The organism is Colwellia sp. (assembly GCF_013214175.1).
Lineage (GTDB): Bacteria > Pseudomonadota > Gammaproteobacteria > Enterobacterales > Alteromonadaceae > Colwellia.
Genome location: NZ_JABSPA010000002.1, coordinates 588,125 through 604,419 on the forward strand (window position 1 = coordinate 588,125; position 16,295 = coordinate 604,419).

Here is a 16,295-nt window from a genome sequence, read left to right on the forward strand (position 1 = left end):
AGGAATCTGCAGCATTAAATGGGAGCCTCAGGTGGACTCCCTCGCTTTCAATAGTATCAACTATAAAATAGCACTAATAGCAGGTATTAGTATTACAGTTACCAAGAGAGATGCAGCCACATGAACCAGTACCATTACAGGTCCAATCAATGGTTATATTCGTCGCAGGACAGCCAACAGATCTTAATGTACCGCCACCAACATTTGGTGTCATGTCTTCAGGTAATATTTGTGCATCTTTAGAAAGGTTTTTTAGCTTTTTCTTATTAAGTTGTAATTTCATTAGATAATTCCATTTTTAATTCTATTACTTTCACTCTAAGTAAGTGATAAAGCGAGCCGTAGCTCCCGAAGTCAAACTAATTTCTTAGTTTACTTACATACAAGTATTTGTATTGGTGCAATCGTATTGAGAATTACAGCCACAGGATCCTGTAGCATCACAACCCCAATCTCGTGTGATTATAGGGTTGCAAGCACCACCTAAACTTCGGGTTCCCCCTGCAACATTTGGTGTCATATCTTCTGGCAATATTTGTACGTCTTTAGATAAGTTCTTTAGTTTCTTTTTATTAAGTTGTAATTTCATTACTTTATTCCTTTTCTAATATAATGATAGCTATGTTAAATACTTACTACCAACAGGTATTGCTGTCGCAGCATATTGCGGTGTGTTTTCCTGCAGATGCACAGCCACAAGAGTCTAAAGATGGGTTGTTTTGGCATTTTGTAGTAAGTACGTTGCAATCATCTGTATACATTCCACCAGCAACATTTGGTGTCATATCATTAGGCAAAATTTGTGCATCTTTTGAGAGGTTTTTTAGTTTCTTTTTATTTAATTGTAATTTCATTAATTTCATCCTTTTTTCCATTTAATGAGTTGTCGTGCTTAAAAAACACTCAGGTAAGTTAGCAAGTTATTTAATATTGTCAAGTAGTTAAAAATGTTGCTATTGCAATAAGTAAATATTTTGTTACTGTAGTTAACACTCTGTTTCTTAGTTTGTTTTACTAGAAACACTCATGGAATAGGTTGTGGGAAAGGATTATGTCACGTCAAATACAGCTATCAATTACGAAAAAAAATCAGATAAAAAAAATTTTATCAATCTTAGTTTCTACAGTTGAAAGTTCACCTCAAAATGAAAACAATATTGGTTTATATAGTGGTATTGCCGGAGAGTTATTATTTTTATATAAGGTAAGTCAGTTCGCCCCTGAGCTTGTCAATGAAGAACTTTTTAATATAAAACTTCAGTTTTTACAAAATAGCCTGTCACCAGCCATTGGCTTTAACTTAAGTTCTGGTTTATCGGGCATCGGTTGGTTCCTTGAATACATCAATCAAGCGCAAGCAGGAAACTATGATATCGATTTATGTGAAGATATCGACCGAATTTTATTGGAAACTGTAGGTATAAGCCCCTGGGCAGGTGAAATTGAGATGGTGCTAGGCCTTAGTGGTTTATCTGTGTATAGTGCGCGGCGCCAGAAAAAATCACTACAAATTATTTTTTATGAAAAACTTATTAGTCAATACGAAGGTTTAGCCACACAAGTAACTGAAGATACTTTGACTTGGCAACAACCACAACACTCGATATTTCGCTTGAATAAATCTGATCTTAATAAAGCAGAATTTAATATTGGTTTAGCCCATGGCGTTGTTGGTATTATTGCAGCCATACTACCGGCATTAACCATTCCTTCGTTATTCTATCGTAGTCAAAAATTGCTCAAACAAAGTTGTGACTGGTTATTACAACAACAACTTGAAGGCATCGATAAGCAAAGTTATTTTTCTTCTACAAGTAATGGGGCACACTCTTCCCGCTTAGGTTGGTGTTATGGTGATTTAACCATAGCTTTAACTCTTTTTCGCGTTGGTAAAGCACTCGATATACCCTTATATCAAGATAAAGCATTAGAAGTCGCCTTACATGCATCACAAAGAGATGAGGAAACTGGCATGGTCCATGATGCTGGTCTCTGTCATGGTAGTGCAGGTTTAGCCGTTATTTTTCAGGCCTTTTTTCATGAATCTCGGGTAGCTGAATTTCAAATCGCTGCTGAAAAATGGCTAGGCTCTACTTTACAAACATATCAGAACAAAGGCTTAGTGGGATTTTATCAAGTATCGGGCTTTGATCTAACGTCAAGTGAATCAACAGGGTTTTTAGAGGGGTATGCAGGTATAGGGTTATGCTTGTTAGCCTGCCTTAATGATGAAGCAGATTGGCTTGATTGTTTATTATTATCGTAATTTAGCCGTCGTAATTAAAGATTTAGGGAAAAATCATTTTGAAAACAACTATAAAAAATGAAGGTTTTTTTGTTATTAGAACACCTAGAATGCCAGTGAATAAGATATTGTCTTTGGGTAAAGATAAAGATAAAACTAGAGAGTTGATATTAAACTGGTTAGGACAAAAAGAAGTTGTTGAAGCTTTATACCTTGCTACGCCTTCCTTACTTGAACGAATTGATTACTGGAAAAACAAACCAGATTCTAAGCAAGGCAGAAAAGTAGAACAAGCTTTGTTGAAATATATGATCCGCATGAGCTCTAGACCGACACCTTTTGGTTTGTTTTCAGGTATTCATTTAGGAAAAGTGACTTCAAAAACTCAATTATTAAGCCACTCTTTAGAGCATGATAGCCGCAAAACACGACTAGATATGTTTTACCTCTCGGCCATAAAAGAGCAGTTACTTAAATCTAATGCCCATAGTGATAAATTAAATTATTTCCCCAACCCTTCACACTACTTTGTTGCCGAACAGTGTCGCTACATTGAAGCCTACCAGTCAAAAGAAACTCGCCAATATCGGTTAAGTGCTATTGATGCGGACGAATACTTTTTATTTTTATTTGAGCAAGCTAAAGGTGGATCAAACTTTAATCAATTGGTTAAATCCTTTTTAGCCAAATATGAAGAAGCTGAGCAAGAAGATGTTACAGCTTATGTGCAGCAACTTATTGATGAATCGATTTTATTAGCGGATATTCCGTTACCACTGACAGGAAAGTCATCAGATAGTGCTTTAGTCGACTCGCTAAATAATATTGGCGAAACAACCCTTGCAGATCATCTTGATACTACACTGCATCAATTGAATAATATTGATACAAGAAAAGTGGGAAAGGTTGAAGATTATAAAAATATTTGCCTGCACCTCAATAAATTGCCAATAAAAGCTGACGAGGGAAAATTATTTCAAGCGGATATATATCGAAGTTTTGAGCAGTGCAACCTTGATCTGGAAATTGTCGCTAAGTTAATTAAGCAATTAACTTTACTTAAAGGTCTCAGCCATAGTAGTAATGATTTTTTTAATGATTTTATTACTAAATTTGATGCTAGGTTTGAAGGGCAATTAGTGCCTTTAGAGCAGTTGTTAGATGACGAAACAGGTATTAGCTTTTCTAATGAAACAGGCTATGAAGCACCTTTGTTAGCGGGTTTAAGTCTGGCTAAAAACAGCACTCAAGCAATGAGAACTCCTGCAGCATCAGTAATCGATAGCCTAGTTACCCAAGCCATTACAGCGCCAGAGAATAGCAATAAATCTGTTATTATTTTGAAAAGTAAAGAGCTGAAACAACATATAAGCAGTCAATCACTTGATGATAGCTTGCCTGCCTCTTTTGCTGCTATGATTTCCCTTTATCAAGATGAGTACTCTAATCCAATAGTGAAGTTTAATGGTTGTTATGGCCCTTCAGCAGCTAATTTATTGGGGAGATTTTGTCACCTTAATAATGAACTTGAAGAGAAAGTAAAGTTGCACTTGGAAAAAGAGCAGCAACACTCTCCAGAAGTTATTTTTGCTGAAATTGTTCACATGCCAGAGGGTAGGCCTGGAAACGTTATAGCTAGGCCACATTTAAGGTGTTATGAAATTGTATTTATGGCTGACTCGACTCTTGATGAGGATTTTCAAATACCTGTTAAAGACCTGTATGTTTGGGTTGAAAATAGTCAAGTTAAATTGTGGTCTAAGCGACTTAAAAAGCAAGTGATTCCAAGGTTATCATCAGCTCATAACTATTCATCTCGCAGTCTAAGCATATATAAGTTCTTAAGTATGATTCAGAAACAATCAGGTCAGGCGCCGAGTTTCGCCTTGCCATCAAGTTATAACCAAGCTAGTTTTGTGCCTAGAATAATGCTGGATAATTTGATTCTTTCAGAAAAAACTTGGCGCATACCTAGAAAAGAACTTGAAACTGTAATAAAAAATTCAGAGATTAATTACGACAAGCTCGCCATTTTGCAAGGAAAATACAACTTAGATGATAATGTATCTTATGCAGTTAATGATAATGTTCTGCAGCTTAACTTGAAAAACCCTCTGATGTTTGAAATTTTATTAACTGAAACCAGAAGGGTAGCAGTTATTGAATTAAAAGAAGTTTTAGTTGCTCAATATCAAACACCAGTCAAATCGGTTGATGGTGAGTATTATAACAATGAGTTAATTATTCCTCTGTTTAATAGCGGTGCTAAAACTCATCACACTATAAAAGAGAACCCGCAAACGAATATTGAAGCCAAGCCTATAAAGCGTAGATTTTCTCCTGGCTCTGAATGGTTAAGCTTAAAAATATATTCAGGTAACTCTACTGTTGAATCTATTTTAGCTGAAAAACTATTACCTCTAATTAATTCGTCAACTAGTAATTATAAAAAGTGGTTCTTCATTCGTTACGGTGATCCTAGCTGGCACTTAAGACTCAGGTTTAATGGACAACCAAGTGAATTATATGGTCAACTTTTACCTAAACTGAATCAATTACTTGAGCCTATGGTTGAAAGCGGTGAAATTCATAAAATTGAATTGTCTACCTATGAGCGTGAGGTGGAGCGTTATGGCGGGCCTGAATCAATGCAGCTCGTTGAGTCTATATTTATGGTCGATAGCCGACTTATAGCTAAATCTATGCAATTGATACAAGAGCATGGGGAGGATCTTCGTTGGCGAATAACTCTTTTAGTTACCGACAAGATATTAGACCTGTTTAAATATACTGACAGTGAAAAACTTGCATTGATTTCCCACTTACGAACTGGCTTTGGTCTTGAATTCAATGAATCAAGTATGTTAAGAAAGCAGCTAGGTAATCGGTATAGAGAAATGGAAGTTATTATAAAAGATGATATTAAGAAGATTACTAAGCAATCATCAGCTGAATTGACTAGCTCACAAAAAGTTATATTTCCATTAATTAATGAATGGCAGCAAGAAGTTAGTTGCTTTGTTGATAGTCTCAATGCGATGTATTCATCTGAAGTGGGATTAAATTGCTCTAAAGACTCACTTTTATCCTCTTTATTGCATATGCATAATAATCGTATGTTTAAAGCGTATGGTCGTGAGCAAGAGTTTGTTATGCATGATTTTTTAAGGCGGGTATATTTTTCTAACGGGAAAAATCGTCATAAATAGCGGGTGAAACTACTGTGCCCTGATCTAAGGGCTCAATAATCATATTTATTTTGTTAAAGCATTTTCAATTTCTTGCTGATACTTTTGCTGCTTTTTACCATTAAAACCAGTATGTGCACTAATGAGTTTGCCTTGGCGATCAAATAAGTAACTGCTGGGCATGCCTTTTAGCTGGAATTTTTTAGCTAAGCTGCCTTTAGCATCATAAATAATGGCAAAATTTGCCGGGGTTTGTTGTAAAAACTGCTCAGCTAATGTGGGTCGCGCATCTAGGTTAACGCTCAACACGATCAAGCCTTGCGCTTGATACTTTGTTTGCATGGCATTCATCCACGGAAAGGACTTTCGACAAGGCACACACCAAGAAGCCCAAAAATCCAAATAAACGACTTTGCCTATGTTTTTCGCCATAGCTTGTTCAAACTCAAACGTGGCATCATTGGCACTAGCATTAGAAGAGTTAATGCTAAGTATCAATAACAAGCTGATGAATACTGTCTTTATCCAGGACTTTAGATAATAGGGCATACCTTTTCCTATATTCTTTATATGTAACTTAAATACCCAAGCCATTTGAAGGTGTATATTTCAGGATGACTGAGCGATTCATGATCAAGGCGCCTATTTTTATTAATGGTTACTCCCTTAAAAAAGGAGGCAACGAAGAGGATGGATTTCTCAGGCGTCCCCGTAGGCTGGTTTAGATATGCTTTATACTACGTTATTGATTTCGATAAGGGAACAACCATTCTCTTCAATCAATGCCTTGCCTAAAGGCATCTCTAATTCCAGCTGAAACCTGCACCTGCAAGTGGTTTGGGTATATACTTAGTTTTGCCAGTAATGCACAATATCCTCATTGTGATTTAATTTACTGCCGATGGCTAGAGCCTAATTATATGAAAATAGAGTTAAAAATATTACTAATTGTTTTTACTTGTTACGCTTTGCCAAGTCAGGCATGGTGGCTTGTGTCAACTAATTCGACAATGACTACTAGTCCTGCTGATGACAGTGATAAAGCCCATAATGAATGGCTAAAAAATCGTTTTAGCAAACAACATCAGCAACTAATACCCATTGTCGCGGTTGCCGATATGTTCTTTAGCTGCAATCAAGCAAGAAAAACGGACCAGGTCGACTATCAGCTGAGTCATTTAATTAGTGAGATGGATAAAAATACCCTAGCGGAGAAGTTAGCTCATTGTTTAGGTGAGGATACGATGCAATCGGATGTTGCTTTAAATTTTGGCCTATTTGGTTGTTTTCATCAGCAACTAGCCCATTTGCCAAAAGCAGAACGTGAGCAAAAAATGCATTTAGTAAAACAAGCGATGTCTTCGTTATCTCATGAAGAACGTAAAAAAAGCTTCACTCAATGTGTCACCCAGCAAAGTATTCATTATCTTAAGTAATCTGCACTATGGATAAGCAGCACTTGCTCAATATTCCCCTTTATCCGATTCTTAGCGTTAAAATGTCGATAAATAACCCGTTATTCATAAACGTTTTGCCTTGATAATCGAATAAATTGAAACATTGATAGAGTATATCGCTACTTAATCTGGTTAATTTTGTGCTTAACAATCTAAGCTATTGTTTTCACTTAAACATCAAATACTCATTATCCAGAGTTCAGGTTAAATGACCTCCCAGACCTAGGAATTACATAAATTGTAACAAATACTTAGGGAGTTTTACTCTTGCCACTTTCTTATTGTAAGCAATATCAATTATAGTAGCGTTAACTTTATAAATTTAATGAACCACAAGCAAAGCAAGGTGAAATAAAATATGCCTCAAGAAACCCCTAAAATTTTAGTAGTAGATGATGATATGCGTTTACGCTCATTGTTAGAGCGTTATTTAGTGGAACAAGGTTTTACCGTGCGTAGTGCCGCTAACTCAGAACAAATGGATCGCTTACTCGAACGTGAAAATTTCCACCTATTAGTGTTAGATTTAATGTTACCAGGTGAAGACGGTTTATCCATTTGCCGCCGTTTACGTCAAAATTCAAATAACATTCCTATTGTTATGCTAACGGCAAAAGGTGACGAAGTAGATAGAATTATTGGCTTAGAACTAGGTGCTGATGATTACATGCCTAAACCTTTTAACCCAAGAGAATTACTAGCGCGAATTAAAGCGGTATTGCGTCGTAGAACTCAAGAAGCCCCAGGTGCGCCTTCACTAGAAGAAAACATTGTCAGCTTTGGTGGTTACGAGTTAAATTTGGCCACCCGAGAGATGCAAAAAGGTGATATTAGCATGCCATTAACCAGTGGAGAATTTGCGGTATTAAAGGCATTAGTTACCCATCCTAGAGAGCCATTATCACGTGATAAATTGATGAACCTTGCCCGTGGTAGAGATTACTCGGCCTTAGAACGCAGTATTGATGTCCAAGTGTCTCGTTTGCGCCGTATGCTTGAAGTTGATCCAGCTAAACCACGATACTTGCAAACAGTTTGGGGCTTAGGGTATGTTTTTGTACCTGATGGTACTCCAGCCTAGCTAATTACTTGCGACGTATTTAAGTTGTTTATATGAAAATATTACCTCGTAGTGCCTTTGGCCAAACGGTTTTATTGATAGGTTTTTTACTATTTATCAATCAAATTGTTTCTTACATCTCCTTTGCCATTTATGTTTTCGACCCTCATCAACAGCAAATAAATCAATTGCTGGCAAAACAGGTACGGGTGGTGTTCATTGATATTGATGATGCTAAGTTAAGTCCTAAAATGGCCAAGGCATTTCACAATGAAACCGGCATAGGTGTATATCGTGAAGAAGATGCGCTTAAGTTTGGCCTTGCCAGTGCGGGCTTATTTCCTTATCGTTCTGAGCAAATGTCATTGTTACTTGGTGGCGATGCAGAGGTGCGGATTTCGGATGGTAATGAATATTTATTTTGGATCCGTGCGCCACAAGCGCCACACCTCTGGGTAAAAATCCCCCTTGTTGGCATGGAAAGAGGTAACTTTAATCCGTTAATCTTCTTTATGGTGGTTATTGGTTTATTAAGTGTTATGGGCGGCTGGGTTTTTGTGCGCCAGCTTAACCGGCCGTTAAAATCATTAGAAATAGCTGCTGAAGATGTTGGTCGAGGAGACTTTCCTGAGCCGTTGGTGGAACGCGGTACTTCTGAGATTATGGCGGTAACACAAGCCTTTAATCACATGTCTAAAGGCATCAAACAACTTGAGGATGACCGTAATTTATTAATGGCGGGTATTTCCCATGATCTACGCACGCCGTTAACACGTATTCGGCTGGCGAGTGAAATGATGCAAGATCAAGACGCCTTTCTTAAAGAAGGTATAGAAATCGATATCGAGGATATGAATAATATTATTGATCAGTTTATTGATTACCTTCGCCACGACTCTAAAGATAAGGCCGAGATTGGTGATTTAAATGCCTTGGTTGATGAAGTGCTCAACGTTGAAAGGCCAAGTGATAGGGTGATAACATTTCACCCCAGTGACTGTCCTAAAATACCTTTACGACATGTCGCTGTTAGGCGGGCCTTGGCCAATTTAGTGCAAAATGCCATTCGGTATACCTCAGGTGACATTGATGTCTTTACTGGAGTAGAAAATGACTATGTCTTTATCATTGTCAGTGATAATGGAGCAGGTATTCCAGAAGCTGATATCGAACGCTTATTTCAGCCTTTTACCCAAGGTGATACTGCCCGCGGCACTGAAGGCAGTGGTTTAGGTTTAGCGATTATTAAACGTATTGTTGATACTCATGGCGGTAGTGTTGTTTTATCTAATAAGCCAGAAGGTGGTTTACAAGCAAAAATGTCTTTGCCACTGAGCTTCTAAGTTACCTAAATAAAATTGTTTGAAAACTGCACAGCTTGAATGCTGGCCTGTATATACAAGCCTTAGTAGATAATAAAAACAATTAACCGCATTAGTAATAATTAATGTGGTTAATTGTTCAGGATGAACGGTATATCGCGGTGATAGTATGTCATGGAGCGAGTGTCAAAAAAATTAACTCTTATACCAATTACACTAAGTTATTGCCCACTTGTGCTGGTTAAAATACCCTGCAATAACTTGGCAGTCAGAAAACAAAAAAGCCACAAGTAATTAAATACTTGTGGCTTTTTATTAGCTATTTTTTATTTGACTAGCTAACAGTTGTTAACACACCATTTTATAACTGAGGACCAGCAGCAACTAATGCTTTACCGTTATCAGTATCAGTGAATTTCTCGAAGTTATTAACAAAACGTTTAGCTAATGCCGCTGCTTTATCATTCCAAATACTGGCATCTTCGTAAGTATTACGAGGGTCAAGAATGTCACCTTCAACACCGGCAAGCTTTGTCGGTATTTCAAGATTAAACATTGGGATAATCGTTGTTTCAGCGTTATCGATAGAACCATCTAAGATTGCGTCAATAATGGCACGTGTCGCTTTAATTGAAATACGTTTACCAGTACCGTTCCAACCAGTATTAACTAGGTAAGCTTCAGCGCCAGCAGCTTCCATACGCTTGTGTAATACTTCAGCGTATTGTGTTGGGTGTAAGCTTAAGAACGCAGCACCAAAACAGCTAGAGAAAGTAGGTGTTGGTTCAGTAATACCACGTTCAGTACCCGCTAATTTAGCAGTGAAACCTGACAAGAAGTAATATTCAGTTTGCGCTGGCGTAAGTTTAGCTACTGGTGGTAAAACACCAAAAGCATCAGCGGTTAAGAAAATTACTTTCTTAGCATGGCCGGCACGAGAAACTGGCTTAACGATGTTATCAATATGATGAATAGGGTATGAAACACGAGTGTTTTCAGTTTTTGAGTTATCATCAAAATCAATTTTACCATCGGCATCAACAGTAACGTTTTCTAATAATGCATCACGACGGATTGCATTATAGATATCAGGTTCGTTTTCTTTGCTTAGGTTGATAGTTTTAGCGTAACAACCGCCTTCAAAGTTAAATACACCATTGTCATCCCAACCATGTTCATCATCACCGATAAGTTGGCGTTTAGGATCTGTTGATAACGTGGTTTTACCTGTACCAGATAAACCGAAGAAAATAGCAGTGTCGCCATCTTCGCCAACGTTAGCACTACAATGCATTGAAGCAATACCTTGCAGCGGAAGGTAGTAGTTCATCATAGAGAACATACCTTTTTTCATTTCGCCGCCGTACCAAGTACCACCAATCAATTGAATTTTTTCAGTTAAGTTGAAAGCAACAAAGTTTTCAGAGTTTAAACCTTGCTCTTGCCACTTATCATTAACTGTTTTTGCGCCGTTCATCACGACAAAATCAGGTTCATATGTTTCTAGCTCAGCGTCAGTAGGACGGATGAACATGTTCTTAACAAAATGAGCTTGCCAAGCAACTTGTGTAATGAAACGTACTTTTAAACGTGTTGCTTCATCAGCACCACAATAGGTATCAACAACAAATAAGCGTTGACCAGAAAGTTGTGTAGTCACTAAACCTTTTAAGTGATCCCAAGTTTCAGGAGTCATAGGTTTGTTGTCATTTTTACCTTGATCAGACCACCATACTGTATCGCGAGTCACGTCATCACGAACAATATATTTATCTTTAGGAGAACGACCGGTAAATATACCTGTATCTACATTAACTGCACCAAGTTCAGTCACTACGCCTTTATCAAAGCCTTCAAGGCTAGCTTTAGTTTCTTCACTAAAAAGTAACTCATACGATGGGTTATAAACAACTTCATTAACATCGTTGATGCCGTATTGTGACAAATCAATTGAGTTTTTCGGGGCGGTCATAGCAAATTCACTCCTAAGTATGACAAATTAAATATTTAAGTAGGTTTATGAAGGGCGCTGTGAAAGTTTTCAGGCAGCCTTCATTGTCGCTATTTTAGGGTAATAGCGACCAAAACGAAAGTAAAAAATAGTTTAATGTGAAAGTTTTCACTATAAATATCATGAATGGTTAGATCTAAAACTATTTTTATTCAAACAAAACAGCTCTTAAGCTCGCTGGGTAAGGGGTAGGTGGGGTTTTATTCTAGCTATTAATTATCACTATGTGGAATAAGTGATAATTAATACGGGCTAATATGGCTGGTTTTGATGAAAAAACAGCCATTTATTTTAATGGTTAACTTTCGAAATGAAACTTTGCAAGCTTAGCTCATCAAAATCGTAAGTGGTGACGCAATAATCACAGGTCATCGAAATTTTACCTTGCTCTGCTAATATGGATTTTATTTCACTAGGCTCTATTTGTGAGATTGCCGCTAAACATTTATCGGCAGAACAACCACATTGGTAACTAACCGATTGAGGTTCAAAAATATTAACTTTTTCTTGGTGATATAAACGATAAAGTAACGCTTCTGCTTCAAGTGAAAAAATCTCTTCACTTTTGATGGTATTAGTCAGCTGACACAAATGTTCAAAGTCACTTTCTTGCTTAGCTTTATTGTCAGCACTACCATCACCATCAGGCAATAATTGTACTAGGGCGCCAGCGACTTGCTTGCTATTTTCATCATTAAACAGCCAAACTTTAGTGGGAATTTGTTCTGACACATCAAAGTAATGAGCTAAGCAACCAGCCAGATCATCTGCATCTAAAGCAACCACACCCTGATAGGCTTCACCAGCATTAGGGCGTATGGTGATAATCATGGTGCCTTTACCAATTAAAGCTTTAAGGCCATTTGCTTCACTAGCTTCTGCAACATCAGCTATCTTGGCAATACCACGCATTTGTTGGTTATTATTGCCATTGACTGACATATAACCAATCGGGCCGTCACCTTGCAGTTGTACGGTAATATCGCCTTCAAACTTTAATGTCGCAGTTAAAAGGCAGGTTGCACTCAATAACTCACCGAGTAATTTTTCAACTCCCGCAGGGTAGTTATGATTTTTAATAATACTTTCAAAGCTACTACTTAACTGAACTAGCTCACCACGGGCATGGGCATCGGTAAATAAGTAGCGATTTAATACATTGAATTGGCTCATGGAGGTTAGATCCTTTCTTTAAATTCACGTAGCTTTCTACGTTGTTTTTTATCGGGTTTAGTATCACTAGCGGGACTTAATAAAATGCCTTGTTTTCGCGCGAAGGCATTTTTTTCACGGCTATCAATACTTTGCTTACTTTCTTGGTATAAGGTTTGAGCAAAAGTAGCGTCTTTGCGTTTATCCGCTAAGGCGATAACGGTGACTTGTTTTTCTTCAAATCCTTGACGAATTTTTATTATATCACCGATTGATACGGCTTTACCTGACTTAGTGCGTTGACCGTTGTAAAAAACTTTGCCGCCATCAATCATTTGTTTGGCAATAGCACGGGTCCGATAAAACCTTGCGGCCCAGAGCCATTTGTCTAATCGTGTTGAGCTATTTTCTGTTGTTTTACTTGTGCTCATAATAAACCTAAAAATGGAACTTTAATGAATTGGCTGAGTCTGAAAATTATTATAACAGCTGGTAATTATCGAATAGTAACTTTTTTGTTACCATTTTATTTACTAAATGCCTTAAAAACTCAGGGTATTACTTGTTGCATAGCTTGTGGTCAAGTATCATCCGTGCTTATCTAACAGTAAAGTAACAAAAAACTAACATATGGCTTTTGCTATATGTGGCTGTATTTTTTCATAAATAATAACAATATAAGTAGATATGCCACTTCCCTCTAACATGATAGATCTTTCATCTCTATTCACTCAACTTGGTCATCGACGTGTTGCGCAATTTGCGATGGCGGTATTATTAGTCTACATCGCCTATGTTGGCGCAAAAATCACCTGGTCTGTAGTGCCGCAAGCACAGTCTAGTCAAAGTACTTCAACGGCAATAAATAGTCGCAATGCTAATAGCAGTAAGCAAAGCCATACTGTTGATGTAACTAAAATACAGTCACTTAATCTTTTTGGTTTATATAATGAAGGTGACGTTGTTGAAGCTGAAATTGAAATGGCTAACGTGCCAGAAACCAGATTAAATTTAGTGTTAACTGGGTTAGTCGCTAGTGACGAGCAATCAAAAGCAGCGGCAATCATTGAATATCAAGGCAAACAAGAAACCTACGGTATTGGCGATATTATTATCGGCACCCGCGCTAACCTTGAACAAGTACTAATGGATAGAGTGTTAATCAAACAATCTGGTCGATTAGAAACCTTAATGCTTGATGGATTTGACTATAATCAGCCAGCAAAAAAAATAGCTAACAAGCCAGTCGCTAAAAGAGATAAGACAAAAATAGGGCCACAATCTACCCGTTCAGGTGTGGTCGATCAAAGAAGTAATAAACAATTAACCGCGACCGCTAAAAGCTTACGTGCTGAATTTTCGCAAGATCCGGCAAAAATAGGCGATTATTTACGTATTTCACCCAAGCGTAAAGACGGCAAGATCATTGGCTATACCCTTAGACCCGGTAAAAAACCTGAATTTTTTAAACTCGCTGGCTTAAAAGCTGGTGATGTTGCCGTTGAAATGAACGGCTTTGATTTAATTGCCCCGACACAAGCAATGCAAGCCATGGCTGAAATGCGACAGGCTCGTGATATTTCACTGCTGGTAAATCGCCAAGGTAATTTAACCGAAATATTAATTAGCTTAGATTAAATCGCTGAGCTAGCTGAATAAACTAACGTAATTTTTAAAGTGAAAATTATTTATAACTATTTTCTATAAAGACTATTGAAATAGATTTTCTTTAAAGTTAAATAAGCAGAGACACTAATAATGATGAAAAAGTTTTTATTAATTTTAACGACAGCAATGGCATTCAATTTTTTATGCTTAGTAGGTCAAGCCAGTGCTGCACAATACTCTCCTAATTTTAAGGGTACTGAAATTACCGAGTTCGTTAATATAGTCGGTAGAAACTTGAAAAAGACCATGATTATCGATCCCAATGTTCGCGGTAAAATTAATGTCCGTAGTTATGATTTATTATCGGAAGAACAATATTATCAATTCTTTCTCAATGTTCTTGAAGTTTACGGTTATGCGGCCGTAGCTAAGGATAATAATATTATTAAAATTATCCGTAACAAAGATGCTAAAACAGCGGCTATTCCTGTTATTGGTAGCGACAGTAATATTTTGGGTGATGAAATGGTCACCCGTGTGCTTGAAGTAAAAAATGTTACCGTCCGTGAATTAGTACCTTTACTAAGACAATTATCCGATCAAGCCGGTGGTGGCAATGTCGTTAATTATGACCCAGCAAATGTCATTATGTTAACGGGTACAGCATCAACGGTTAATCGACTGGTTAAGATTATTGAGCGTGTTGATAGAGCCGGCGATCAAGATGTTGAAATTATTAAGCTAAAATATGCTTCAGCAGGTGAAATGGTACGTATCATTGAAGCAATGAACAAGCCAAGCAGTGGTAAATCAGGTAAACCGACTTTTCTTATTCCTAAAATTGTTGCCGATGATAGATCAAATAGCGTTATTGTCAGTGGTGAAGTGAAAGCACGTGAGCGGGTAATACGTTTGGTTAAACGCTTAGATAGCGAATTGGCCACTAGTGGTAATACTTATGTTCATTACCTGAAATACTCAAAAGCTGAAGATTTAGTTAAGGTACTGCAAGGGGTTAGTGAGTCCATTGGCTCAGAAAGCAAGAGCACAAAAAGCAAATCACGCAGTAGTACAAAACGTAATGTTAGCATTGAAGCTCATGAGTCTACCAATAGTTTGGTGATAACCGCACAGCCTGATATGTTGCGCTCTTTAAAGGCGGTTATTCGTCAACTCGATAAACGTCGAGCGCAAGTGTTAGTTGAAGCCATTATTGTTGAAGTCTTTGAAAGTGATGGCATTAGTTTAGGTGTGCAATGGTATAACGAGGCCGGTGGCTTTACTCAGTTTACCAATGGTGCAGCCAGTATTTCTTCAATTGCTGCTGGTGCAAAAGCGGCTGAAGGTGATAAAGGCAGCACTGTTATCAAGGACAATGGCGACACGACTATTAACCCACCTACCAATGGTGATTACAGCGTACTTGCGTCAGTACTTGGTAATGTCAGTGGTATGATGTTTGGTATTGCTAAAAATGACTGGGGCGCTATTGTGCAAGCGGTAAGTAGTGACACCAACTCAAATATCTTAGCGACGCCAAGTATATTAACCCTAGATAATGAAGAGGCCTACTTTATTGTTGGTCAAGAAGTGCCAATTATTACAGGCTCAGCCACGGGCGATAATAACTCCAACCCATTCCAAACGGTTGACCGTCAAGAAGTTGGGATAAAACTGCGCGTTACTCCGCAAGTAAATGAAGGCAATGCGGTGCAACTGGTGATTGAACAAGAAGTTTCCTCGGTTAGTGGTACTACTGGCGTTGATATATCCATTAACAAAAGAGAAATTAAAACCACGGTTATGGCCGATAGTGGCGAAACCATAGTGTTAGGTGGCTTAATTGATGAAGATGTGCAAGAAAGTGTGCAAAAGGTACCAATCTTAGGTGATATTCCCTTTATTGGTCACTTATTTAAATCGACCACTAACACTACCCGTAAACGTAATTTAATGGTGTTTTTACGCGCTACTATAGTTCGTGACTCTGCATTAATGAAAGAAATTAGTGAGTCAAAGTATAACTATATTCGCGCCGATCAAATTCGAAAACATGAAGAAGGCTTGTCATTAATGAGTAATGAAAACATGCCAATATTGCCACAATGGCAAGATAAATTGACCTTACCGCCGTCATTTGATGACTACCAGAAAAAGCTTGAACATAACAATATCGACTTGCCTAAGCCACCTGCTGCAACAGAAGGTGTTGCTACGGAAGAGAAGCACTAATGGCTGATGATGTTGCAGTA

General features: G+C 37.7%; 14 protein-coding genes. 7 read left to right on the forward strand and 7 right to left on the reverse strand.

What is annotated here, in order from left to right:
- Positions 1-73 precede the first annotated feature (73 nt).
- The 3 genes from HRT55_RS05570 to HRT55_RS05580 all read right to left on the reverse strand — a co-directional run bounded on the left by HRT55_RS05570 (position 74) and on the right by HRT55_RS05580 (position 854).
- Positions 74-283 carry a hypothetical protein gene (locus HRT55_RS05570; protein WP_291619514.1) on the reverse strand — a complete coding sequence of 70 codons (210 nt, stop codon included), beginning with the start codon at positions 281-283 and terminating at the stop codon, positions 74-76.
- Positions 284-376: 93 nt separating this feature from the next.
- The gene (locus HRT55_RS05575) at positions 377-589 is read right to left on the reverse strand and encodes a hypothetical protein (protein WP_291619516.1); all 213 of its coding nucleotides are present in this window, start codon (positions 587-589) and stop codon (positions 377-379) included.
- 46 nt (positions 590-635) lie between these two features.
- Complete coding sequence (locus tag HRT55_RS05580) at positions 636-854, reverse strand: hypothetical protein (RefSeq protein WP_291619518.1); 219 nt, start codon at positions 852-854, stop codon at positions 636-638.
- Between the two features lie 197 nt (positions 855-1,051).
- On the opposite strand from HRT55_RS05580, the gene HRT55_RS05585 reads away from it, so the two are divergent.
- Positions 1,052-2,266: a lanthionine synthetase C family protein gene (locus HRT55_RS05585; protein WP_291619520.1), complete on the forward strand. Its 1,215-nt coding sequence runs from the start codon at positions 1,052-1,054 to the stop codon at positions 2,264-2,266.
- Positions 2,267-2,304: 38 nt separating this feature from the next.
- A complete protein-coding gene (locus HRT55_RS05590; protein ID WP_367241064.1) occupies positions 2,305-5,454 on the forward strand; it encodes a lantibiotic dehydratase in 3,150 nt (1,049 codons plus the stop codon).
- 45 nt (positions 5,455-5,499) lie between these two features.
- On the opposite strand, the gene HRT55_RS05595 is transcribed toward HRT55_RS05590, so the two are convergent.
- Positions 5,500-5,982: a TlpA disulfide reductase family protein gene (locus HRT55_RS05595; RefSeq protein ID WP_291619522.1), complete on the reverse strand. Its 483-nt coding sequence runs from the start codon at positions 5,980-5,982 to the stop codon at positions 5,500-5,502.
- A 443-nt stretch (positions 5,983-6,425) separates the two neighbouring features.
- Between HRT55_RS05595 and HRT55_RS05600 the strand changes: the two genes are divergently transcribed.
- The 3 genes from HRT55_RS05600 (at position 6,426) to envZ (ending at position 9,293) form a co-directional block, all read left to right on the forward strand.
- Positions 6,426-6,869, forward strand: a complete 444-nt coding sequence (locus HRT55_RS05600; RefSeq protein ID WP_291619525.1) for a hypothetical protein — start codon at positions 6,426-6,428, stop codon at positions 6,867-6,869.
- 379 nt (positions 6,870-7,248) lie between these two features.
- Complete coding sequence (ompR, locus tag HRT55_RS05605; protein WP_291612228.1) at positions 7,249-7,971, forward strand: two-component system response regulator OmpR; 723 nt, start codon at positions 7,249-7,251, stop codon at positions 7,969-7,971.
- A gap of 32 nt (positions 7,972-8,003) precedes the next feature.
- Positions 8,004-9,293, forward strand: a complete 1,290-nt coding sequence (gene envZ / locus HRT55_RS05610; RefSeq protein WP_291619527.1) for a two-component system sensor histidine kinase EnvZ — start codon at positions 8,004-8,006, stop codon at positions 9,291-9,293.
- Positions 9,294-9,633: 340 nt separating this feature from the next.
- Here the strand turns inward: envZ and pckA are convergent, their stop codons facing one another.
- The 3 genes from pckA to HRT55_RS05625 all read right to left on the reverse strand — a co-directional run bounded on the left by pckA (position 9,634) and on the right by HRT55_RS05625 (position 12,866).
- Complete coding sequence (pckA, locus tag HRT55_RS05615) at positions 9,634-11,244, reverse strand: phosphoenolpyruvate carboxykinase (ATP) (protein WP_291619529.1); 1,611 nt, start codon at positions 11,242-11,244, stop codon at positions 9,634-9,636.
- Between the two features lie 330 nt (positions 11,245-11,574).
- The gene (hslO, locus tag HRT55_RS05620) at positions 11,575-12,456 is read right to left on the reverse strand and encodes an Hsp33 family molecular chaperone HslO (RefSeq protein ID WP_291619531.1); all 882 of its coding nucleotides are present in this window, start codon (positions 12,454-12,456) and stop codon (positions 11,575-11,577) included.
- Between the two features lie 5 nt (positions 12,457-12,461).
- Positions 12,462-12,866, reverse strand: coding sequence for a S4 domain-containing protein (locus HRT55_RS05625; RefSeq protein WP_291619533.1), 405 nt, complete (start codon positions 12,864-12,866; stop codon positions 12,462-12,464).
- A 256-nt stretch (positions 12,867-13,122) separates the two neighbouring features.
- On the opposite strand from HRT55_RS05625, the gene gspC reads away from it, so the two are divergent.
- Together gspC and gspD are read left to right on the forward strand one after the other, a co-directional pair.
- Positions 13,123-14,073 carry a type II secretion system protein GspC gene (gspC, locus tag HRT55_RS05630; RefSeq protein ID WP_291619535.1) on the forward strand — a complete coding sequence of 317 codons (951 nt, stop codon included), beginning with the start codon at positions 13,123-13,125 and terminating at the stop codon, positions 14,071-14,073.
- A 156-nt stretch (positions 14,074-14,229) separates the two neighbouring features.
- Positions 14,230-16,275: a type II secretion system secretin GspD gene (gene gspD / locus HRT55_RS05635; protein WP_291620423.1), complete on the forward strand. Its 2,046-nt coding sequence runs from the start codon at positions 14,230-14,232 to the stop codon at positions 16,273-16,275.
- Positions 16,276-16,295: the final 20 nt, after the last annotated feature.